Origin of the sequence: Rhodococcus sp. DMU1 (assembly GCF_012272955.1) — a bacterium.
Lineage (GTDB): Bacteria > Actinomycetota > Actinomycetes > Mycobacteriales > Mycobacteriaceae > Rhodococcus > Rhodococcus aetherivorans.
The window spans coordinates 2,677,160-2,698,710 of record NZ_CP050952.1 but is presented as its reverse complement, the minus strand read 5'-3'; the positions used below and the strand labels follow the sequence as shown (position 1 = coordinate 2,698,710).

Annotated in this window: 17 protein-coding genes; 9 read left to right on the top strand and 8 right to left on the bottom strand. The window is 71.2% G+C overall.

Annotation, left to right across the window (positions count from 1 at the left end; translation table 11 throughout):
- Positions 1–150 precede the first annotated feature (150 nt).
- Genes HFP48_RS12660 through HFP48_RS12650 form a run of 3 tightly spaced genes read left to right on the top strand, consistent with a single transcriptional unit; the run spans position 151 to position 4,858 of the window.
- Positions 151–2,655 carry a DEAD/DEAH box helicase gene (locus HFP48_RS12660; RefSeq protein WP_168579575.1) on the top strand — a complete coding sequence of 835 codons (2,505 nt, stop codon included), beginning with the start codon at positions 151–153 and terminating at the stop codon, positions 2,653–2,655.
- Positions 2,656–2,658: 3 nt separating this feature from the next.
- On the top strand, positions 2,659–4,101 hold the full coding sequence (locus HFP48_RS12655) for an amidohydrolase family protein (RefSeq protein WP_168579574.1): 1,443 nt from the start codon (positions 2,659–2,661) through the stop codon (positions 4,099–4,101).
- 4 nt (positions 4,102–4,105) lie between these two features.
- Positions 4,106–4,858, top strand: a complete 753-nt coding sequence (locus tag HFP48_RS12650; RefSeq protein WP_168579573.1) for a LysR substrate-binding domain-containing protein — start codon at positions 4,106–4,108, stop codon at positions 4,856–4,858.
- A gap of 34 nt (positions 4,859–4,892) precedes the next feature.
- Here the strand turns inward: HFP48_RS12650 and HFP48_RS12645 are convergent, their stop codons facing one another.
- Positions 4,893–5,270 carry a VOC family protein gene (locus HFP48_RS12645; RefSeq protein ID WP_168579572.1) on the bottom strand — a complete coding sequence of 126 codons (378 nt, stop codon included), beginning with the start codon at positions 5,268–5,270 and terminating at the stop codon, positions 4,893–4,895.
- A gap of 95 nt (positions 5,271–5,365) precedes the next feature.
- A complete protein-coding gene (locus HFP48_RS12640; RefSeq protein ID WP_168579571.1) occupies positions 5,366–6,022 on the bottom strand; it encodes a hypothetical protein in 657 nt (218 codons plus the stop codon).
- A 140-nt stretch (positions 6,023–6,162) separates the two neighbouring features.
- Here HFP48_RS12640 and HFP48_RS12635 point away from each other — a divergent pair, with 140 nt between their 5' ends.
- From HFP48_RS12635 to HFP48_RS12620, 4 genes are all read left to right on the top strand, one after another.
- Positions 6,163–7,212 carry an alpha/beta fold hydrolase gene (locus HFP48_RS12635; RefSeq protein ID WP_006935033.1) on the top strand — a complete coding sequence of 350 codons (1,050 nt, stop codon included), beginning with the start codon at positions 6,163–6,165 and terminating at the stop codon, positions 7,210–7,212.
- A 111-nt stretch (positions 7,213–7,323) separates the two neighbouring features.
- Positions 7,324–7,911 (top strand): cysteine dioxygenase family protein, encoded by a 588-nt coding sequence (locus HFP48_RS12630; RefSeq protein ID WP_006935034.1) that lies wholly within the window; start codon positions 7,324–7,326, stop codon positions 7,909–7,911.
- A 52-nt stretch (positions 7,912–7,963) separates the two neighbouring features.
- The gene (locus HFP48_RS12625) at positions 7,964–9,061 is read left to right on the top strand and encodes an MBL fold metallo-hydrolase (RefSeq protein ID WP_246872553.1); all 1,098 of its coding nucleotides are present in this window, start codon (positions 7,964–7,966) and stop codon (positions 9,059–9,061) included.
- A gap of 111 nt (positions 9,062–9,172) precedes the next feature.
- Positions 9,173–9,436: a hypothetical protein gene (locus tag HFP48_RS12620; RefSeq protein WP_006935037.1), complete on the top strand. Its 264-nt coding sequence runs from the start codon at positions 9,173–9,175 to the stop codon at positions 9,434–9,436.
- A gap of 49 nt (positions 9,437–9,485) precedes the next feature.
- Here HFP48_RS12620 and HFP48_RS12615 read toward each other — a convergent pair whose 3' ends face one another.
- Positions 9,486–10,748, bottom strand: a complete 1,263-nt coding sequence (locus HFP48_RS12615; RefSeq protein ID WP_006935041.1) for an aminotransferase class III-fold pyridoxal phosphate-dependent enzyme — start codon at positions 10,746–10,748, stop codon at positions 9,486–9,488.
- 68 nt (positions 10,749–10,816) lie between these two features.
- Here HFP48_RS12615 and hrpA point away from each other — a divergent pair, with 68 nt between their 5' ends.
- Positions 10,817–14,737: an ATP-dependent RNA helicase HrpA gene (gene hrpA, locus HFP48_RS12610; RefSeq protein ID WP_168579570.1), complete on the top strand. Its 3,921-nt coding sequence runs from the start codon at positions 10,817–10,819 to the stop codon at positions 14,735–14,737.
- Between the two features lie 28 nt (positions 14,738–14,765).
- On the opposite strand, the gene nrdR is transcribed toward hrpA, so the two are convergent.
- Both nrdR and HFP48_RS12600 read right to left on the bottom strand, forming a co-directional pair.
- Positions 14,766–15,239 (bottom strand): transcriptional regulator NrdR, encoded by a 474-nt coding sequence (gene nrdR, locus HFP48_RS12605; RefSeq protein ID WP_029543374.1) that lies wholly within the window; start codon positions 15,237–15,239, stop codon positions 14,766–14,768.
- 192 nt (positions 15,240–15,431) lie between these two features.
- Positions 15,432–16,079: a LysM peptidoglycan-binding domain-containing protein gene (locus HFP48_RS12600; RefSeq protein WP_050035127.1), complete on the bottom strand. Its 648-nt coding sequence runs from the start codon at positions 16,077–16,079 to the stop codon at positions 15,432–15,434.
- 251 nt (positions 16,080–16,330) lie between these two features.
- On the opposite strand from HFP48_RS12600, the gene lexA reads away from it, so the two are divergent.
- Positions 16,331–17,044, top strand: coding sequence for a transcriptional repressor LexA (lexA, locus tag HFP48_RS12595; protein ID WP_050035126.1), 714 nt, complete (start codon positions 16,331–16,333; stop codon positions 17,042–17,044).
- 93 nt (positions 17,045–17,137) lie between these two features.
- Here the strand turns inward: lexA and HFP48_RS12590 are convergent, their stop codons facing one another.
- The 3 genes from HFP48_RS12590 to ptsP form a co-directional block, all read right to left on the bottom strand.
- A complete protein-coding gene (locus tag HFP48_RS12590; protein ID WP_029543369.1) occupies positions 17,138–18,280 on the bottom strand; it encodes an acyl-CoA dehydrogenase family protein in 1,143 nt (380 codons plus the stop codon).
- Between the two features lie 80 nt (positions 18,281–18,360).
- Complete coding sequence (locus tag HFP48_RS12585) at positions 18,361–19,671, bottom strand: solute carrier family 23 protein (RefSeq protein WP_029543368.1); 1,311 nt, start codon at positions 19,669–19,671, stop codon at positions 18,361–18,363.
- 73 nt (positions 19,672–19,744) lie between these two features.
- On the bottom strand, positions 19,745–21,430 hold the full coding sequence (ptsP, locus tag HFP48_RS12580) for a phosphoenolpyruvate--protein phosphotransferase (RefSeq protein WP_168579569.1): 1,686 nt from the start codon (positions 21,428–21,430) through the stop codon (positions 19,745–19,747).
- Positions 21,431–21,551: the final 121 nt, after the last annotated feature.

The following is a 21,551-nucleotide window of genomic DNA, read 5'->3' as shown; positions in this document are numbered from 1 at the left end:
TCGAACGCCGTCGCACGTCGCCGTCGGCCCGCTCCGGCAGGTGCAGCCGTCGAGACCGGCGCGGGCGGCGGGACCCGTCGGCCGCCGCGCGCCGGCCTGCCGCACACGGCGCGTCGGCGCGGTCACGGCGGCAACAACTAGCCTGGAGCGGTGCTGCTTCCGGACCTGACCCCCGACATCGTCGACGAGGACTCGCTGTTCGACGCCTTCACCACCTTCACGACCGGGCGCGGCCTCTCGCTGTATCCGGCGCAGGAGGAGGCGCTGCTGGAGCTGGTCTCCGGGTCGAACGTGATCCTCGCGACGCCCACCGGGTCGGGCAAGTCGATGGTGGCGCTCGGCGCGCACTTCTTCGCCCTGGCCACCGGTACGCGCACCTTCTACACGGCCCCGATCAAGGCGCTGGTCAGCGAGAAGTTCTTCGCGTTGTGCGAGGTGTTCGGCGCCGATCGGGTCGGGATGATGACCGGCGACGCCTCGGTGAACCCCGGTGCCCCGATCATCTGCGCCACCGCCGAGATCGTCGCCAATCTGGCGCTGCGGGAGGGCGCCGGCTCGGACATCGGCCAGGTGGTGATGGACGAGTTCCACTTCTACTCGGAGCCGGACCGCGGGTGGGCGTGGCAGGTGCCCCTCGTGGAACTGCCCCGCGCGCAGTTCCTGTTGATGTCGGCGACCCTCGGCGACGTCACCTTCCTGAAGAAGGACCTGACCCGGCGCACCGGCCGCACCACCACCGAGGTGTCCGGCTCCGAGCGGCCGGTGCCGCTGTCGTTCACCTACTCCCAGAAGCCGATCGGCGAAGAGATCGAGGAACTGGTCACCACGCACCAGGCCCCCGTCTACGTCGTCCACTTCACCCAGGCCGCCGCCCTGGAGCGGGCGCAGGCCCTGACCAGCGTGAGCATGTGCTCGCGCGGGGAGAAGGACGCGATCGCCGAGGCGATCGGCGCGTTCCGGTTCTCCACCGGCTTCGGCAAGACGCTGTCGCGGCTGGTGCGGCACGGCATCGGCGTGCACCACGCCGGGATGCTGCCGAAGTACCGGCGGCTCGTCGAGCGGCTGGCCCAGGACGGGCTGCTGAAGGTCATCTGCGGGACCGACACCCTCGGGGTGGGCATCAACGTGCCGATCCGGACGGTGCTGCTGACCGGCCTGACGAAGTTCGACGGCACCCGGACCCGGCAGCTCAAGGCCCGCGAGTTCCATCAGATCGCCGGCCGCGCCGGCCGTGCCGGATTCGACACGATGGGCACCGTCGTGGTGCAGGCGCCCGAGCACGAGATCGAGAACGTGCGGGCCCTCGCCAAGGCCGGTGACGACCCGAAGAAGCGCCGCAAGGTGCAGCGCAAGAAGCCGCCCGAGGGATTCGTCTCGTGGGGCGAGGGCACGTTCGACAAGCTCGTCGCCGCATCCCCCGAGCCGCTCACTTCGCGCTTCTCCGTGAGCAATTCGATGCTGCTGAACGTGATCGCCCGCCCCGGCAGCTGTTTCGAGGCGATGCGCCATCTGCTCGAGGACAACCACGAAGCGCGCCCCGCCCAGCGCCGGCACATCCTCAAGGCGATCTCGCTGTACCGGGGGCTGGTGCAGGCCGGGGTGGTGCAGCAGCTCGACGAGCCCGACGAGTTCGGCCGGACGGCGCGGCTGACCGTGGACCTGCAGCGCGACTTCGCGCTGAACCAGCCGCTGTCGCCGTTCGCGCTCGCCGCGATCGAGCTGCTCGACATCGACTCCCCCGCCTATGCGCTGGACGTGGTGTCGGTGATCGAGTCCACGCTCGACGATCCGCGGCAGATCCTCATGGCGCAGCAGCACGCCGCGCGCGGTGAGGCCGTGCAGCAGATGAAGGCCGACGGCATCGAGTACGAGGAGCGCATGGAGCTGCTCGAGGAGATCACCTGGCCGAAGCCGCTGGCGGAACTCCTCGAGCCGGCGTTCGAGACGTACCGCGCCGGGCATCCGTGGGTCTCGGAGTTCCCGCTGTCCCCCAAGTCGGTGGTGCGGGACATGGTCGAGAAGGCCATGACGTTCGCCGAACTGGTCGGTCACTACGGCCTGACCCGTTCGGAGGGACTGGTGCTGCGCTACCTCGCGGACGCCTACCGGGCGCTGCGCCAGACGGTTCCGGACGCGGCCCGCACCGAGGAACTCGAAGACCTCACCGAGTGGCTGGGCGAGCTGATCCGCCAGGTCGATTCGAGCCTGCTCGACGAGTGGGAGTCGCTCACCAACCCCGGCGTCGAATCCGACGATCAGCAGGTGGCATTCGGCGCGGATGTGCCCAAACCGATCTCGGCGAACACGCGGGCGTTCAAGGTGATGGTGCGCAATGCGATGTTCAAGCGGGTGGAACTGGCGTCGCGGCGACGGTGGAACGAGCTCGCCGAGCTGGGCGACGGGCTCGAGGCCCAGGACTGGGCCGACCTGCTCGAGTTGTACTTCGAGGAGTACGACGAGATCGGCACCGGCCCCGACGCGCGGGGCCCGCAGCTGTTCACCGTGGTCGAGGAGAAGGATCTGTGGCGGGTCCGGCAGACCCTGGCCGACCCCGCCGGGGACCACGGCTGGGCGCTGCTCGGCGAGGTGAACCTCGCCGAGTCCGACGCGGCCGGCGAGGTGGTGTTCGACGAGTTCGAGATCGTCGAGGGCTGAGCGGTGCCGCCGTCCCTCGTCCTGCGTGGCGCCCGCACGGCGCCCGGTGCCGGCCCGGTCGACCTGCCGATCACCGGCGACCGCATCGGCGGTGACATCGCGGGCAGCACCGAGGTCGTCGACGCCGGCGGGCGACTGGTGCTGCCGGGCCTGTGGGACGCGCACGTGCACTTCGACCAGTGGACCCTCGCGCAGGCCGCGCTCGACCTGTCGGGCGCGACGTCGGCCGCGCACGCGGTCGCGCTGGTGGCCGCCCGCCTGGCCGGTGACCCCGCCCCCGTCGTGGTCGCGCACGGTTTCCGCGACGGGCTGTGGCCGGACACGCCCACCGCTGCGGCGCTCGATGCGATCGCCCCCGCCCGGCCGGTCGTCGCGTTCAGCGCGGACCTGCACAGCGCCTGGTTCAATACTGCTGCGCTACAGCGTTTCTCGCTGCATCCACACCCCACGGGGCTGCTGCGGGAAACCGAGTTCATGCCACTGATGAACGAGATCCAGCGCGTCGACCCCGAGGTGCGCGATCGCCTCGTGGACTCCGCGGCCCGGGCGGCCGCCGCCCGCGGCGTGGTGGGCGTCGTCGACTTCGAGATCGCGGACACTCTCGCCGCGTGGAGGCGCCGCATCGGCGCCGGGACGCGGCACCTGCGTGTGCGGTGCGGGATCTGGCCCCGGTGGCTGGACGCGGCGATCGCGGCGGGCATGCGCACCGGCGACGTGGTACCCGGCACCGCGGGGCTGGCGACGGTGGGTCCGCTGAAGGTGATCGTCGACGGATCGCTCGGCACCCGCACCGCCTACTGTCACGACCCGTATCCCGACGGCGGGCACGGGGTGTTGTCGGTGCCGCCGGAACGGCTCGAGCCGCTGATGCGCCACGCCCACGAACACGGGGTCGAGAGCGCGATCCACGCGATCGGTGACCACGCCTGCGAGCACGTGCTCGACGCGTTCGCCGCCACCGGGGCGCGCGGCAGCGTCGAGCACGCCCAGTTCGTGGCCGAGCGCGACTTCCCGCGGTTCGCCCGGTCGGGTGTCACGGCGAGCATCCAGCCGGCGCACGTGTACGACGACGTGGACCTGGCCGAACGGTACTGGCCCGGCCGCACGCACCGCGCCTTCCCGTACGGGACGCTGCACGCGGCCGGGGCGCGGCTGGTACTGGGCTCCGACGCGCCGGTCGCGCCCCTGGATCCGTGGCGGACGCTGGCCGCCGCGATCGACCGCACGCTGCCCGACGGCCGGGTCTGGCACCGCGAGCACGAACTGGACCTGCAGGTGGCGCTGGCCGCGTCCACCGGTGGTCGTGCCCGCGTCGCCGTCGGCGACGTCGCCGACCTGGTGGTGCTCGACGCGGACACGCTGCCCCGCTCCGGTGCGGAGCTGGCCGCGATGCCGGTGTGGGGCACGATGCTCGGCGGACGCTGGACGCACGGGCCGCTAGCCTGAGCGGGTGAGCGAAGAGTCCGCCCCGGTGTTCCGGCTGGCCTACGTCCCCGGGGTCACCCCCGCGAAATGGGTGCGGGTGTGGGCGGAGCGAATACCCGACGTCCCCCTCGAGCTGGTGCCCGTGGACGCCGCCGACGGCGAGGCCGCGGTGCGCGACGGCACGGTCGACGCGGCGGTGCTGCGGCTGCCGCTGCCGCGCGAGGGGCTGTCGGTGATCAATCTCTACACCGAGGTATCGGTGGTGGTGGTACCCGAGGAGCATGCCGTCGCGGCCGTCGACGAACTGAGCGTCGCCGATCTCGCGGAGGAAACGGTGCTGCATCCGCGCGACGACGTGCTGGACTGGGCGCGCCTGCCGGGAGAGGCGGCGTTCGAGCGCCCGGCCACGACGGAGACGGCCGTGTCGTACGTCGCCTCCGAGGTGGGGGTGCTGGTCATGCCGCAGTCGCTGGCCCGGCTGTACCACCGCAAGGATCTGACGTACCGGCCGGTGACCGATGCCCCGCAGTCGCAGGTGGGCCTGGTGTGGCTTTCGGAGCGGACCACCGATCTGGTCGAGGAGTTCGTCGGGATCGTGCGCGGCCGCACCGCCAACAGCTCCCGCGGCTGGCAGGACGAGTCCCAGCCGAAGCAGAAACGACGCGGGGAGCGGCAGGGATCGCAGCCGAAGAAGGTGGTCGGCGACAAGAAGCCGAAGACCCGCCGCGGAAACGCGGGCCGGCCGAAGAGCGCCGGACGGACGCGCCGGCGCCGGTAGCCGCCCGGGAGGCCCGGGCCGGAACACGGACCGCTCACGCGGACCGCACCAGGCAGAAGAGGTGGCCGCTCGGATCCCGGTAGGTGCGGAAGGTCGGGCTGGGGTTGGGCCCGACGACGCGGGTTGCACCGTGCCGCAGCACCCACTCCTCCGCGGCGTCGAGGTCGTCGACCTCGAGGTCCAGGTGTGCCTGCAGCCGGACCCGGTCGTCCGGCCACGTCGACGGGGTGAACTCGGGGGCCAGCTGGAACGCCAGGCCCCCGCCGGCCGGGGCGCGCAACTGGACCCAGTCGTCGTCGGTGGCGGCGTCGTCGATGTCCCAGCCGAGCAGCACGGCGTAGAACGAGGCCAGCCCGGACGGGTCCGGCGTGTCGAGGACGTAGACCTGCAGTGCGATGGCGGGACGCGACATGGGCTCATGATCCCGCGAAGTCGTCGCGCGGGCCCGGCAAACGGGCCTATCCGGCGGCGTGGGCCTCCGGCGGGGCGACCGAGCGCACCAGCCCCTCACCCGTTTTCGGGAGGCACGACCTCGATCTCGCGCCCCCATGCGACCCCGGGCGCGGCCGGCAACCGGTCCCCGCTCCAGAACCGTCCGGGGTCGTACCAGTTGCTGCCGCGCCCGCGTTGCTCGAGCAGCCCCATCGCCTCCAGGGTCGCGCCCACCACCTCGGCGCAGTACGCGCGCTCGAGACCCGCATCCGACGTGCGTTTCCGCCACGGCAGCCGGCCCGCGAACCAGCGCCCCGCCAGCCGGCCCGTCGAAGGGAACGGCGTGCCGTCCAGCCGGGCGACGGTGCGCAGCAGCTGATCCTCCTGCTCCGGCGTCACCTCGACGCCGAGCTGGCGCAGCCAGCCGCGCTGCCCGTACCGGGCACTCCACACCTGCACCGCCTCGCGCAGGTCGTGCAGCTGCACACCGCGGTGGTGCCGGCCGGTCCACATGTCCGGCAGGCTCCTGCCCAGCTCGGCATGCCACATCAGCGGTGGCAGATCAGCGAGGACCACCGCCATGCCGACGTGGTTGACGGGGGCGTTGGTCAGCGCCTGGATCGCCCGGTCGGCGTGGCTGCTGCCGCGGAAGATCCAGAGGTCGCCGGTGCGGGTCAGTTCCACCGCCTCGTCGAGGGTGATCCGGGACTGCGCTGAGCTCCGCTGCTGCATGACCGACAGCCTCTCACGCGGGGAGGTAACGGGATCCGGCCGCCGAGCACGGGAGGTGGTGGCCGGCCCGCCGTCGCTGCCCCGCCTCGCTGCGCCTCACCCGAGGTTGACAGCGCGGCAGACGGCGCTACGGTGCAGGGATGGACCACGAGGTCCGGTACGCCGCCAGCGGGGATGTCAGCATCGCGTACCAGGTGCTGGGCAAGGCGGGACCCGACCTCGTCTTCGTTCCGGGATTCGTCTCGCACCTCGACCTCGCCTGGGAGGAGCGGTTCTTCGCGCGTTTCCTGCGCGGCCTGGCGTCGTTCGCCCGGTTGATCTGGTTCGACAAGCGGGGCACCGGCCTGTCGGACGTGCCGCGGGAGGAGGTGTCCATGGACGCCTGCGTCGAGGACATCCGCGCCGTGATGGACGCCGCCGGGTCCCGGCGGGCGACCCTGTTCGGGGTCGCCGTCGGCGCCGGGATCTGCACCTCGTTCGCGTTGAAGTACCCCGGCCGCACACGTTCGATGATCCTGTGGGACGCCCATGCCCGGCTCCTGGAGGACGACGGGTATGCGGCGGGGTGGAGCGAGGAGTTCTTCTCGTCGGTCCTGGCCGGCATCGACGAGGGGTGGGCGACGGGCTCCGGCATCGCGTCGATGAATCCGACCCTGGCCGGGGACGAGCGGTATCGATCCTGGTTCGCGCGTCACGCCCGGGCGGCGGCGGGCCCGGCGCAGGCACGGGACCTGTTCCGGCTCTGCGCCGCGACCGATCTTCGTCCGAGGCTGCACGAGATTCGGGTGCCGACGCTCCTGCTCCACCACGTCGACGATCCGTGGCTGTCGGTCGAGCATTCCCGCTACGTCGCGGCGCGCGTTCCGGGCGCGACACTCGTCGAACTGCCCGGGATCGATCACTGGCCCTGGATCGGCGACATGGACGCGGTGCTGATCGAGATCGAGGCCTTCCTGACGGGGGTACGGCGGGGCCGCCGGGACCGCCCGGCCTGGGGGCCGGAGGCCCTGAGCACCCGCGAACGGGAGGTGGGCGCGCTGGCGGTCGCCGGACTCAGCTCCCCCGAGATCGGCCGGCGCCTGTTCATCAGCGAGCGAACCGTGGAGACCCACCTCGCCAACATCTACGCGAAGCTCGGCATCAACTCGAGGGTGGAGTTGGTGCGGCGGGCGGTCGAATTCGGTCTGTGAGCCGGCGCCCGGCACCACCGGGACGGCGCGCGACGTCCGTACTGGTACCGATGCATTCATCACTGTTGTGCGCATACCGTTCTCTTCGAGAGCGGTTGCAGGAGGTGCATCATGAACAGGCACACCGAAGTCGGCCACCGGCAGTCGATCCACGATCTGATCCCCCGCCTCCGACAGGCGTCCGCACTGCGCGACGGACCGGAGGCGGTCCGTGCGGTTCTGGCCGCAGCAGTCGCCGACGACAGCGACTGGCTGGACCCGCAGTACCAGGAGCGTCCCGAGACGCGGGACTGGGTGCTGTACCCCCTCTACCGGGCCTCGGACGGGCACCTGTCGATCCTGGTGGCGGTGTTCAAGGCCGGAGTGAGCACTCCGGCGCACAATCACGGCGCGTGGGCCGTGGTCGGCGTGTATCGGGGCCGGGAACGGGAGACGTGGTATCGCCGGCTCGACGACGGGAGTGTGCCGGGCAGGGCCCGGCTCCAGGTTGCCGACACCTTCGTGAACCCGCGGGGCACGGTGACCGTCGTTCCCGACGGAACGATCCACTCGGTGGAGGCACTCGACGGGACCGATGCGATCTCGATCCACGTCTACGGCACGGACATTCTCACGCAGAACCGCAGCACGTTCGATCTGCGGACGGGCAGCGAGGCGCCCTTCCGTCCCGATTTCACCGACCTCGGCCCCGAGCACTGACGGCCCGGCCGGCCGAAGGCTGTTTCACCGTATCCACCGGAAGGAGGAGGGCGTGAGGACGGGAGCGGAGACCCGCGATCGACGATCCACCGGACAGCTGCCGGAGCGGGACCCGGTACGGGTGGAGCTCCGGCCGGTCGACGCGGTCGATGTGACGACGCTGGTGGACAACTCCTCCGACGTGCTGCTGCCCGACGTGGGGCCCGTCCGCCGCTGGGGGCCGGCCGGATCGGCAGGTCCGCTCCCGATCGTCCCCAGCGATCTGGCGGTCGGATTCCGGACTGTCGACCTCCTCCGAGCGGAGCACGGGTTCTCCGTACTGATCGAGGTCCGGGTCGGCGAAACCACGCACCGCGTGCTCTACGACGCGGGGGCCACGCCGGACGGTCTGATGGCGAATCTCGATCGGCTGGCGATCTCCCCGGACGGCATCGAGGCGATCGTGTTCAGCCACGGCCACTTCGACCACGTCATGGGTCTGCAGGGCCTCGCCCGCCGGCTCGGTTCCCGGCACCTGCCGATCCTCGTGCACCCCGACTTCTGGACGAGGCGGCGCATCGTCGGTCCCGACGGCGCCTTCGAGTTACCGACGCCGAGCCGCGCGGCGATCGAGGGCGCGGGATTCGTCGTCGTCGAGAACCGGCGCCCCTCCTTCCTGCTGGACGGAATGCTCCTGGTGACCGGCCGGATCGCCCGGACCACCGAGTACGAGACCGGCATGCCGGGCCATCAAGCCCACCGGCACGGCCGCTGGCGGCCCGACCCGCTCATCCACGACGACCAGGCCGTCGTCCTGCACCTACGCGACCGGGGACTCGTCGTGCTCACCGGATGCGGGCACGCCGGGCTGATCAACATCCTCGAGCACGCCGAGCGGCTCACCGGGGTCGGCCGGCTCCATGCCGTCCTCGGCGGGTTCCATCTCCGCGACGGCCCGATCGTCCCCCGGACGGTGACCGCCCTCGCCGCGGCGGATCCGGCCGTGGTCGTGCCCGCCCACTGCACGTCGTGGAAGGCGCAGCACGCGCTGTTCACCGCCCTCCCGGACGCCTTCCACCCCAATGCCGTCGGCAGCCGATTCGAATTCCGGACAAGCCCGCAGCCGGATACGGCCGCGCAGGGACGCAACGGAGTACCGGACAGGCCCTGAGGCACACTGTTCGACCGGAGCGTCCGGGCGATCGCGCCGATCGACGGTGGCGAGCATCGGTCCCAGGTGAGCGCGGCCCCAGCCCAATCCCTACCGTCTAGGCTCGCGCCCATGGCATTGAAGGGCAGGCAGTGGTGGAAGCTCGTCGGACTCGCCGGTGTGGTCGGCGTCGCGGCGACGGGCGCAGTCGTCGCGCGCGACGAGCGCAGACGACGCGCCCACACGCCCGACGAGGTACGCACGGTGCTCCACGACCGCTACGCCCGCGTCGCCGCCGCGCACGACACGCAGGGCGCGGTGCCGCTGGACGACGTGCCCACGGGACTGCGCGAGCGGATCTGCACTGTGCTGCAACGGCTCCGCCCCCGCCGCTGACGCGACCCGCGGTGCCGGTGCCGAACGGTCGGCGCCGCTCGATCGTCGATCAACCCAGGGCCGAGGAGAACCCGTCCACGAGGCCCTGCACCTGCTCGTCCGTCATCACGAACGACGGCGAGATCTGCAGCGCACCCTGTCCCGCCGCCCGGCTCGAAACCCCGTGCCGCCGAAGCGCCTTCACGAACTCCAGCGCCTCACCCGGGTCGGCGAGCTGCACTGCGGCGACGGCGCCGAGACCACTGCGGACCTCCGCGACGCGCGGGTGCTCGGCCAGCGGGGACAGCTTCTCGTGCAGGGTCCGCTCCAACCGCGCCGACTCGTCGAGCAGGTTCTCGCGCTCGATGATGTCCAGGTTCGCCAGGGCAGCCGCGGCGGCACCGGCGTGCCCGCCGTAGGTGTAGCCGTGCCGCCACCACACCCCGCCGGCAAAGAACGGCTCGGCCACCTTCGGCGCCACGAACACCGCGCCCATCGGCACGTACCCCGAGGTGAGGCCCTTCGCCGTGGTGATCAGGTCGGGTTCCAGTCCGAACCGGCCAGAGGCGAACCACGACCCGCCGATGCGGCCGAAGCCGGTGACCACCTCGTCGACCACGAAGAGCACGTCGTGCTCGCGGCAGATGTCGCGGACCTCGGCGAGATAGCCCTCCGGCGGCAGGTACACCCCACCCGCGCCGATGATCGGCTCACAGAAGAACGCCGCGATCCGGTCCGCGCCGACCCGCTCGATGAGGGCGAGCAGCGACTTCGCGTCGTCCCAGGCCACCTTCGCGGCGTCGTCCCACAGGTTCCCGTACCCCTCGGCGTTGACGGGGATCCCGGCGAGCGACGTGCCTCCGACGTGCATGCCGTGGTAAGCCTTCTCGCGACTGACGACGAGGGTCTTCTCCGGCCGGCCCATCTCCTGCCAGTAGCGGCGCGTCAGCTTGGCCGCGGTGTCGATCGAATCGGAACCGCCCGAGGTGAAGAAGATCTTGCTGCCGGGAACGGGAGCGATCGTCGCGAGCCGCTCGGCCAGCTCGACGGTCGGCTCCGCGGCGAGGTCACCGAAGTTGGAGTAGTGCGCCACCTTCGCCAGCTGCGCCGCCACCGCGTCACCGATCTCGGAGCGGCCGTGGCCGACGTTCGCGAACCACAGGCCGGCGGTCGCGTCGAGATAGCGGGTGCCGGCGGAATCCCAGATGTAGGCGCCCTCTCCGCGCGCGACGACGAACGCACCGTCCCGCTCGACGACACCCATGTCTGCGAACCCGTGCCACAACGCGCCCACGATCTGCTCCTGTTCCACGAACGGCGATGAAATTGCCATCCTATGCGGCGACGGTCCGCGGGTGCCGCGCGGCGACGGTCCGCGCTTCGCTAGGCTGTTGATTCAGCATGTCCACCTCACCCGAGACCCCGCGCTCCCCCGCCCCGCCCGGGGCGACCCGTCGCGACCTGAAGGCAGGCCTCACCGAGGTATCGCTGCGCGATGAGCACCGCATCCGCCGGCGGCTCGACCGCGCCCGCGGACCCGAGGCGCTGGCGAAGATCGCCGACGAGATCGAGCAGGCGCGGTTGCGGCTCGCGGCGCGGGCGGCCGGCGTGCCGACGGTCACCTACCCCGACAACCTCCCGGTCTCGCAGCGCAGGGACGACATCGCCGCCGCGATCCGCGACCACCAGGTGGTGATCGTCGCCGGCGAGACCGGCTCCGGCAAGACCACGCAGATCCCGAAGATCTGCCTCGAACTCGGCCGCGGCGTCCGCGGCCTGATCGGGCACACGCAGCCGCGCCGCATCGCGGCCCGGGCGGTCGCCGAGCGCATCGCCGAGGAACTCGACTCCGAACTCGGCGACACCGTCGGCTACACCGTCCGGTTCACCGACCGGGTGTCGGACTCGACGCTGATCAAGCTGATGACCGACGGCATCCTCCTCGCCGAGATCCAGCGCGATCGGCTGCTGCGCCGGTACGACACCCTCGTCATCGACGAGGCCCACGAACGCAGCCTCAACATCGACTTCATCCTCGGCTACCTCAAGGAACTGCTGCCCCGGCGGCCGGACCTGAAGGTGATCATCACCTCGGCGACCATCGACCCGGAACGGTTCGCGAACCACTTCGCAGCGGCCGACGGCACGCCCGCGCCCATCGTCGAGGTCTCCGGCCGCACCTATCCGGTCGAGATCCGGTACCGTCCCCTGACGGTCGAGGTGGGCGCCGCGCTCGTCGACCGCGACCCGGTGGATGCCGTCTGTGAGGCGGTCGAGGAACTCTGCGCCGAGGGAGACGGGGACATCCTCGTGTTCCTCTCCGGTGAACGCGAGATCCGCGACACCGCCGACGCGCTGCGCGACCGCAAGCTACGGGGCACCGAGATCCTGCCGCTGTACGCGCGGCTGTCCGCCGCCGAGCAGCACCGGGTGTTCACCCCACACACCGGCCGGCGAGTGGTGCTGTCCACCAACGTCGCCGAAACCTCGCTCACCGTGCCCGGTATCCGCTACGTCGTCGACCCCGGCACCGCGCGGATCTCCCGCTACTCGGTGCGCACCAAGGTCCAGCGACTGCCCATCGAGGAGATCTCGCAGGCCTCCGCCCGGCAGCGGTCCGGCCGCTGCGGCCGCGTCGCCGACGGCATCTGTATCCGGCTGTACTCCGAGGAGGACTTCGAGGCCCGCCCCGAGTTCACCGAACCGGAGATCCTGCGCACCAACCTCGCCTCGGTCGTGCTGCAGATGACGGCGCTCGGGCTCGGCGACCTCGCCTCGTTCCCATTCGTCGAGGCCCCCGACCCGCGGGCCGTCCGCGACGGTATCGCGCTGCTCGAGGAACTCGGTGCGCTCGAACCGCCGTCGAAGGACGAACCACCGAAACTGACCGGCACCGGACGCGAACTCGCGCTGTTGCCGGTCGATCCGCGCATGGCGCGGATGATCGTGGAGGGTCACCGCAACGGGTGCCTGCGCGAGGTCCTGATCATCGTTGCGGCGCTGTCGATCCAGGACGTGCGCGAACGGCCGGCCGAGTTCCAGCAGGCGGCGGACGAGAAGCACGCCCGGTTCGCCGTCGAGGGCTCGGACTTCCTTGCGTACCTGAAGCTGTGGGACTACCTGAAGGAGCAACGGAAGGAACTGTCGTCCAGCCGGTTCCGCAAGATGTGCCGCGACGAGTTCCTGCACTGGCTGCGGATCCGGGAATGGCAGGATCTGCAGGGCCAGCTGCGCCAGATCACCCTCAACCTCGGGTGGGAGACGCGGCATCAGGACGTCGGCCACGACGCGATCCACCAGTCGCTGCTGGCCGGGCTGCTCTCGCACGTCGGCGTGCGTGAGGGCGAGAAGCGGGACTTCCTCGGCGCGCGCGGGACCCGGTTCGCGATCTTCCCCGGCTCGTCGCTGTCCAAGAAGCCGCCGCGCTGGGTGATGGCCGCCGAGCTGGTCGAGACGTCGCGGCTGTGGGCTCGGGTCACCGCGCGGATCGAACCCGAATGGGCCGAGAAGCTCGCTCCGCACCTGGTCAAGCGCACCTACTCCGAACCGCACTGGTCCACCAGGCGCGAGGCCGCCATGGCCTACGAGCGGGTCACGCTCTACGGCATTCCCCTGGTCGCGCAACGGCCCGTGCAGTACGGCCCGATCGACCGCGAGGCCTCACGCGAGCTGTTCATCCGGCATGCCCTCGTCCAGGGCGAATGGCGGACGCGCCACAGGTTCTTCCACGCCAACCGTGAGTTGCTCGAGGACGTGGAGGCGCTCGAGCACCGGGCCCGCAGGCGCGACATCCTCGTCGACGACGAGACCCTGTTCGAGTTCTACGACCAGCGCGTCGGACCGGAGGTCGTCTCGGCGCGGCACTTCGACGCGTGGTGGAAGAAGGAGCGGCAGAAGAATCCCGACCTGTTGACCTTCACCCCGGAAACGGTGGTCAACCAGGAGGCGCCCACCGTCCTCGGCGGCGACTACCCCGACGCGTGGCGGCAGGGCGATCTGCAGTTCCCCCTCACCTACCAGTTCGAGCCCGGCACCGAGGAGGACGGCGTCACCGTCCGCATTCCCGTCGCGCTGCTGGCCGGGGTCCGGCCGGTCGGCTTCGACTGGTCGGTACCCGGTATGCGGGTCGAGCTGGTCACCGCCCTGATCAAGACGCTTCCCAAGCATCTTCGCCGCCAAGTCGTTCCGGCACCGGACTTCGCTGCGGCAGCCCTCGCGTCCGTGCAGCCGCGCTCCGAGCCGCTCGTCAACGCGATGGCGCGGGAGCTGTCGCGGCTCGGCGCGGCGCGGATCGAGCCGAGCGACTTCGACCCGACCGCCCTGCCGGACCACCTGCGGATGACGTTCGCGGCCGTCGACGAACGCGGCGCCGTACTCGCGCGCAGCAAGAGCCTGATCGCGCTGCGCAGGCAGCTGGCGAACCGTGTCGAGGCCGAGGTCTCCCGGGCGGCGTCGAGCACCGAGCGCGCGCCGGCACTGGTATGGACAGCCGAGACGCTCGGCACCCTCGAGCCCACGGTCACACGCACCGTCGCCGGCCAGCAGGTGACCGGATATCCGACGCTGGTCGCCGAGGATGGTGGCGTGGCCGTGCGGGTGCTCAGCACCCCGCACGCGCAGCAGGCCGCGATGCGCACCGGGCTGCGGGCTCTGCTGCTCGAGGCGGTCCCGATGCAGGCGCGCGCCGCGACGTCGGGCCTGAGCAACGGCGAACGGCTGGCGCTCGGCCGCAATCCGGACGGCTCGTTCGAGGATCTGCTCGAGGACTGCCGGGCGTGCGCCGTGGACGAGCTGATCGCCCGGCACGGCAAGCCGGTGCGCACACCGGACGAGTTCACCGCGCTGGCGAAGGTGGTGCGGGCCCAGTTGCCGGGCCGGGTGGCGGCGCTGCTGAAGCTCGTCGTCCCCGCCCTGGCCACGGCACACGAGGTGGAGGTGCTGCTCGAACGGGTGCGCGGCGAGGCCGCCGAGGACGTGCGTGAACAGCTGACCTCGCTGCTGTTCCGGGGTTTCGTCGCCGAACTCGGCAGTGCCCGGCTGGCCGACCTGCCCCGCTACCTGGCGGCGGCGGCACACCGGCTCGAATCGCTGCCGGCGAGCGCGCTTCGCGACCGGCAGGGCATGGACGTGCTGGACCGGGTCTACGCCGAGTACGACCGACTGCTCGCCCGGCTGCCGGAGGAGCGGGCCACGGCTGCCGACGTGGTGGAGGTCTCGTGGATGATCGAGGAGTTGCGGGTCAGCCTGTTCGCGCAGCACCTCGGCACCCGCGGGCCGATCTCGGAGACGCGAATCCTCAAGGCCGTCGCGGCGATTCGCTGATCCGGCGACGAGGATCCCGGCGCGGCGCTCAGTCCGGGGACTCGGTCTCGCGTCGGTGCTGGTGCTCGCGCAGTTCCTTGATCTCGCGCTCGAAATCCTCTGCGGAGCTGAAGGACCGGTAGACGGAGGCGAATCGCAGATACGCCACCTCGTCCAGGTCCCGCAGCGGGCCGAGGATGGCCAGACCGACCTCGTTGCTCGGAATCTCCGGGGAACCCTTGGCCCGCACCGCGTCCTCGACCTGCTGGGCGAGGAGGTTGAGGGCGTCGTTGTCGACGTCGCGGCCCTGGCAGGCACGGGCCACCCCGCGCACCACCTTCTCCCGGCTGAACGGTTCGGTGACGCCGCTGCGCTTGACGACCGACAGCACCGCCGTCTCGACGGTGGTGAAACGCCTGCCGCACTGGGGGCATGCCCTTCGGCGACGGATCGCGGCCCCCTCGTCGGCTTCGCGGGAATCGACGACGCGGGAATCGGGGTGCCGGCAATACGGGCAGTACATGTCGATTCCTTCGTCGTAGCCGTGCTGGCCGCGACGTCGGCGTCGAACCGATGCCGTCCTCCCGAGACCGGACTCACCGGCAGGCGAATCGCTCTCGGCGCGACCACACGAGGTGGTGTGACTGACAAGAGTCGACAATACCTGCATACCCGGATCGTCGGCCGGATCCGGTACCCGCCCGTCCATGCCGGTTCACCGCGGCGCGGAGGCCGGAACGAGCAGGGTCTGGCCGTCCCGCAGACGGCCGTCCGACATCGCATTGAGTTCGAGGATCCGCTCGATCGCCTCGGGGCGGGGCAAACCCGGAGTCACCCGCGCCGCGACGTCGCCGAGCGACTCCCCCGCCTGCACGACGGTGACGTCGGTACGTGCGGCCCCGGCCGCAACCTGGCTGGTGCGCAGGTGGGCAATTCCGAGCAGTCCCGCGGTCGCGACCGCGGTCAGCAGGGCCGTCGCCAGTACGGTGCGCAGGCCGGGCTGCGCGGTCCCGGCGGGCCGGTGCGGGACGCGCGAGACCCGGACCGGAGCGCGCCGGTAGTCCACCACCCCCGGATCCGGGCGGACCGGCAGCCGCCGGTCCGGTGCCTCATGCGGCCGCCGGGCGAGGTGCGTCGCCGCGGAGCGTCGTGCCCGGCCCTCGCCGTCCCGTCCGGTGTCGTACTGCCCTGGGTCCTCGAACTGCCCTGGGTCCTCGAACTGCCCGGTGTCGTTGCACGGCCCTGTGTCGCACTGCCCGGTGTCGTCGTAGTGTCCCGTGTCGTACTGCCCGGTGTCGTCGCACTGGCCTGGGTGGTGCCGGGTGTCGTTCCATTCGGTGCGGCGAACTGCTGATGTCCTCATCGAGGCCTCCGTGTCGCTCGTCCGCGGGACGGGGCCCGCGGCGGAACTTCGGTCACCGCTCGATCGACGGCGAGAGTAATTCGATCACCTGTTCGAAAGAACGTGTGTTCGATGTGTACCACGCCGCTCCGACAAAGTCAGCACTACCGGCCGAAAATCTCGAACAGATGTTTGATAACCGGCCATCGGAGAGCTAGATTCGATCCATCACATCCAGCACATCCGACACACGACGCACGGAGGTCACGATCATGACGGACGGCCATCCCCGGGCCGGGCGGAGCCGGACGACCACCGCCGATCCGGCCGCCGGCCTGACCGAACGCCAGCGCCGCGTCCTCGAAGTGATCCGCGAATCGGTCACCGAACGGGGCTACCCTCCGAGCATCCGCGAGATCGGCGACGCGGTGGGCCTCAACTCCACCTCGTCGGTGGCGCACCAGTTGCGCACCCTCGAACGCAAGGGCTTCCTCCGGCGCGATCCGAACCGCCCCCGGGCAGTGGACGTGCGCGGCCTCGACGATCCGCAGCCTGCGGCCCCGCAGGCGCAGCCGGCGGAGGGGGTCGACACCGCCGCCGAGGCCGCCACGCCGGCCGCCATGGTTCCCGTGCTGGGCAGAATCGCGGCGGGCGGTCCGATCCTGGCGGAGGAGTCCGTCGAGGACGTGTTCCCGCTCCCGAGAGAACTGGTGGGGCAGGGTTCGCTGTTCCTGCTCAAGGTCGTCGGCGAATCGATGGTCGATGCGGCCATCTGCGACGGTGACTGGGTGGTGGTGCGCCAGCAGAACGTCGCGGACAACGGCGATATCGTCGCCGCGATGCTCGACGGCGAAGCGACCGTGAAGACGTTCAAGCGCGTGAAGAAGGACGTGTGGCTGATGCCGCACAACCCGATGTTCGAACCGATTCCGGGCAACGACGCCGTCATCCTGGGCAAGGTCGTCACCGTGATCCGCAAGCTCTGACCTCGCTCCTCCCCGCGAACGCGCGCGGGCGGCGCCGCGATCCGCGGCGCCGCCCGTGCTCGTTCCGGGCCAGGACCGGTGCCCCGGGGCCGGTCAGAGATTCAGGCCGCGGCCGATGATGTCCTTCATGATCTCGTTGGTGCCGCCGTAGATCTTCTGCACGCGGGCATCGAGATACGCCTTCGCGACCGGGTATTCGCGCATGTAGCCGTAACCGCCGTGCAACTGCAGGCACCGGTCGATCAGCTCGACCTGCTTGTCGGTGGTCCAGTACTTGGCCATCGCCGCCTCCTGCACGCTCAGGGTTCCGGCGTTGAGCTGCTCGATGCACCTGTCGACGAACACGCGCGCGAGGGTGGTCTCGGTGGCCAGCTCCGCCAGCTCGAACCGGGTGTTCTGGAAGCTGCCGATCGACTTGCCGAACGCCTTGCGGTCGCGGCAGTACTGCATCGTGTCCTCGAGCACGGCCTCCATCGCCGCCGCCGCCACCACGGCGATCGACAGGCGCTCCTGCGGCAGGTTCTGCATCAGGTAGATGAAGCCCAGGCCCTCCTCACCGAGGAGGTTGGCGGCGGGCACCCGCACGTCGGTGAAGTGCAGCTCGGCGGTGTCCTGCGCCGCGAGGCCGATCTTGTCGAGATTGCGGCCGCGCTCGAAGCCGGCCATCCCGCGCTCGACGACGAGGAGCGAGAAGCCCTGCGCCCCCTTGTCCGGGTCGGTGCAGGCGACGACGATCACCAGGTCCGCGTTGATGCCGTTGGTGATGAAGGTCTTGGAACCGTTGAGGATCCACTCGTCGCCGTCCCGCACCGCGCGGGTCTTGATGCCCTGCAGGTCGCTGCCCGTGCCGGGCTCGGTCATCGCGATCGCGGTGATGATCTCGCCGGAACAGAATCCCGGCAGCCAGCGCCGCTTCTGCTCCTCGTTCGCCAGCTTCAGCAGGTACGGCGCCACGACGTCGTTGTGCAGCATGAAACCGATGCCGCTGAAACCTCCGCGCGTGGTCTCCTCGGTGACAATCGTGTTGTAGCGGAAGTCCTCGACACCGCCGCCGCCGTACTCCTCGGGCACGGCCATGCCCAGGAAGCCCTGCGCGCCTGCCTTCTTCCAGACCTCACGGTCGACGATCTTGTCCTGCTCCCACTGCTCGTGGAAGGGAGCCACCTCCTGCTCGAGGAACTTCCGGTACGACTCGCGGAAAAGTTCGTGCTCGGGCTCGAAGAGGGTGCGTTCCATGTGCGCTCCTGTATCCGATGACGTACGTCACGCTCACGGTAGACATCGGAGGACGGGTCTGACGCTGACAGGAACGAGCGTTATTTGTGACCGGACACGCCGGGCGGCCGGCGGCGCAGGTCCGCCAATCGCCGCAGGAGCGGGTAGGCGATCAGGATGCCGATCGAGCCCCACGCGATGCCACCGAGTTCGACGGAACCCACAGTGAGGGTGAGGTCGCCGATCCCGGCCACGAGCGCGGCGGCGGCCACCGTGAGGTTGACCGGATCGGTGAAATCGACCTTCGCCTCCATCCAGATCCGCACGCCGAGGATGCCGATCAAGCCGTACAGGACCAGGGTGGCGCCGCCGAGCACGCCGTCCGGGACGGTGAAGACGAGGGCACCGAACTTCGGGGAGAAGGCGAGGACCACGGCCGTCGCGGCGGCCACCCAGTACGCCGCGGTCGAGTACACCCGCGTCGCGGCCATCACGCCGATGTTCTCGGCGTAGGTGGTGGTGCCCGAGCCGCCACCGACCCCGGCGAGCGTCGTGGCCAGGCCGTCGGCGAGCAGCGCGTCGCCGGCGACGTCGTCGAGATTGCGGCCGGTCATGGCCGCCACGGCCTTGACGTGGCCGACGTTCTCGGCGACGAGAACCACCACGACGGGCAGGGCGATCAGCACCACGGACAGCTCGAACGCGGGGGCGCGCAGTTCGGGCAGGCCGAACCACGCGGCGTCGCGCAGGGCCGCGACGCGTTCCTCGGCGAGGCCGCCGGAGACGGCGGCGAAGAGCCAGCCGACGATCACGCCGACGAGAATGCCGAGGCGGCCGACGAGGCCGGGGCCGAGCACCGTGACGAGCAGGATCGCGGCCAGCGTGATCGCCGCGACGAGCGGCTGGGCCTCGAAGGATCCGACCGCGACCGGCGCGAGGTTCAGGCCGATGAGGGCGACGATCGCGCCGGTCACGACGGGCGGCATCAGCGCGTCGACGACGCGGGACCCCAGCGCCTTGACGACGAGACCGACGAGCGCGAGGGCGACTCCTACGGCGACGATGCCGCCGAGCTGGGCGGCGGGGCCCTCGCCGGCCGAGGCCGCCAGCGGCGCGATGAACGCGAACGACGAGCCGAGATAGCTGGGCACCCGGCCGCGGGTGATCAGCAGGAACAGGGCGGTGCCGACACCGGAGAAGAGCAGCGTCGTGGTGACCGGGAAGCCTGTGATCGTCGGCACGAGCAGCGTGGCGCCGAACATCGCGATCACGTGCTGCATGCCGATGCCCACGGTGCGGGGCCAGGACAGTCGTTCGTCCGGGGCGACGACCTCGCCGTCGGCAACGCGACGTCCGTCGCCGTGCAGGGTCCAGCCGAACCCGGCCGTCCGCGTCCTCAGTTGTTCGTTCACAACGGGGAATGGTAGGCGCCGGCCGGCTCCGGGAGCAGGTCGCGGGGGTCGCTCCCGACGCGGATCACCTCGGTCAGGCGAGCACGCGGGCCGCCGCCTCGCGCGCCTCGCCGGGGTCGACGGTGCGGAGCACTTCGTCCGCGGCCTCGCGGCACCGGTCGAGGGTGACCGTGGCCAGGCGGGAGCCGACGCCGGCGACGGCCGCTGCCGCACAGGACAACGAGGTGACCCCCATGCCGGTCAGGACACAGCCGAGCAACGGGTCGGCTGCCGCCTCCCCGCACACCCCGACCCGCTTGCCGGCCGCGCGCCCGGCGGCGGCGGTGCGGGCGACCAGGGCCAGCACGGCCGGCTGCCACGGGTCGGTGAGGGCCGCGAGGTGCGGCGACATGCGGTCCGCGGCCATCGTGTACTGCGCGAGGTCGTTGGTGCCGATCGACAGGAAGTCGACGTGTTCGAGGAGGCGTTCGGCGAGCAGCGCGGCAGCCGGCACCTCCACCATCACCCCGGGCACGAGGTCGCGGGCGCGGACGGCGGCGGCGAAGTGCGCGGCCTCCGCGACGGTCGCGATCATCGGCGCCATCACCCACGGCGCGGCGCCCGTGCGGGCGGCCGCGGCGGCGACGGCGTCGAGCTGCCGGTCGAGCAGTCCTTCGGTGGCGGTCGCGATCCGGATGCCGCGCAACCCGAGTGCGGGGTTGTGCTCGTCGGGATGGTTGACGAAGCGCAGCGGCTTGTCGGAGCCCGCGTCGAGGGTCCGCAGGACGACCTTCCGGCCGGCGAAGGCGGTGAAGACCTCGGCGTAGATCGCGGCCTGTTCCTCGACGGTCGGCTCGGTTTCCCGGTCCAGGAAGCACAGCTCGGTCCGGAACAGGCCGACCCCCTCGGCCGGGGTCTCGCGGGCGGCACGGGCACCGGCGCCGTCCTGCACGTTCGCGAGGATCTCGACACGATGACCGTCCGCGGTGGTGCCGGGGCCGGCCCAGGACGCGATGCGCGCACGCTCGCTGCGGTCGGCGGCGACCGCAGCGGCCGCGCCTTCGGGGTCGGGGTCGAGACGGATCTCACCGGCGGCCCCGTCGAGGAGGACGCGGGTGCCGGCGGGAACGGTGTCCAGGTCGGCCGCCGCGACCACGCAGGGGATGCCGAGCTGCCGGGCGATGATCGCGGTGTGGCTGGTGGGCCCGCCGAGGGTGGTGGCGAGCCCGATCACGCGGGTCGGATCGAGGCCGGCGGTGTCGGCGGGGGCGAGGTCCTCCGCGAAGAGAATCGACGGTTCCTCGGGCAGGTCGAGACCGGGTTCGGGGTGGCCGCTGAGCTCGGCGAGCACGCGGTCGCGGATGTCGAGGAGGTCGGTGACGCGCTCGGCCATCAGCCCGCCGAGCTTGGTGAACATGTCGGCGAACTGGTCGGTGGCGCCGACGGCGGCCTCGACCGCGCCGGCTCCGCTGCGGATCTTCGCGGCGACGGCGCCGAGCCAGCCGCGGTCCTCGGCGAGCTGGGCGTTGGCGAGCAGGACCTCGGCGGCGGCGCCCGAGGCCTGGCCGGCGCGGCTGCGCAGCCGGTCCGCGACGGTGGTGGCGGCCGCCCGGAAACGCTCCGCCTCGGCGTCGCGCGCGGTGTCCGGGATGCTCTCGAACGTGGCGGGTATCTGCGGCCGCGGCGCGGGGCGCACGACTGGGCCGTAGGCAACCCCGGGCACGACGGGCGTGCCCCGAACGATCGACATCTCCGCCGCTGCGGGAATCACCTTCTCCATGTCTCCTCCTCGCCGCCCGGTGTGTCGGGATGGGCCTCCGGGGTAATTCTGTGATCGAGATTACTCCGAACCATTGACATGTCAACACATACGGGCGTAAAACAACATAAACCAACATTTC

Coding starts and splice junctions, on each gene's coding strand:
- HFP48_RS12620 (WP_006935037.1), top strand. CDS start 9,173: ATGGCATTGAAGGGCAGGCAGTGGTGGAAGCTCGTCGGACTCGCCGGT.
- lexA (WP_050035126.1), top strand. CDS start 16,331: ATGACGGACGGCCATCCCCGGGCCGGGCGGAGCCGGACGACCACCGCC.
- HFP48_RS12600 (WP_050035127.1), bottom strand. CDS start 16,079: ATGAGGACATCAGCAGTTCGCCGCACCGAATGGAACGACACCCGGCAC.
- HFP48_RS12640 (WP_168579571.1), bottom strand. CDS start 6,022: ATGCAGCAGCGGAGCTCAGCGCAGTCCCGGATCACCCTCGACGAGGCG.
- HFP48_RS12615 (WP_006935041.1), bottom strand. CDS start 10,748: ATGGCAATTTCATCGCCGTTCGTGGAACAGGAGCAGATCGTGGGCGCG.
- HFP48_RS12630 (WP_006935034.1), top strand. CDS start 7,324: ATGAACAGGCACACCGAAGTCGGCCACCGGCAGTCGATCCACGATCTG.
- hrpA (WP_168579570.1), top strand. CDS start 10,817: ATGTCCACCTCACCCGAGACCCCGCGCTCCCCCGCCCCGCCCGGGGCG.
- HFP48_RS12635 (WP_006935033.1), top strand. CDS start 6,163: ATGGACCACGAGGTCCGGTACGCCGCCAGCGGGGATGTCAGCATCGCG.
- ptsP (WP_168579569.1), bottom strand. CDS start 21,430: ATGGAGAAGGTGATTCCCGCAGCGGCGGAGATGTCGATCGTTCGGGGC.
- nrdR (WP_029543374.1), bottom strand. CDS start 15,239: ATGTACTGCCCGTATTGCCGGCACCCCGATTCCCGCGTCGTCGATTCC.
- HFP48_RS12590 (WP_029543369.1), bottom strand. CDS start 18,280: ATGGAACGCACCCTCTTCGAGCCCGAGCACGAACTTTTCCGCGAGTCG.
- HFP48_RS12645 (WP_168579572.1), bottom strand. CDS start 5,270: ATGTCGCGTCCCGCCATCGCACTGCAGGTCTACGTCCTCGACACGCCG.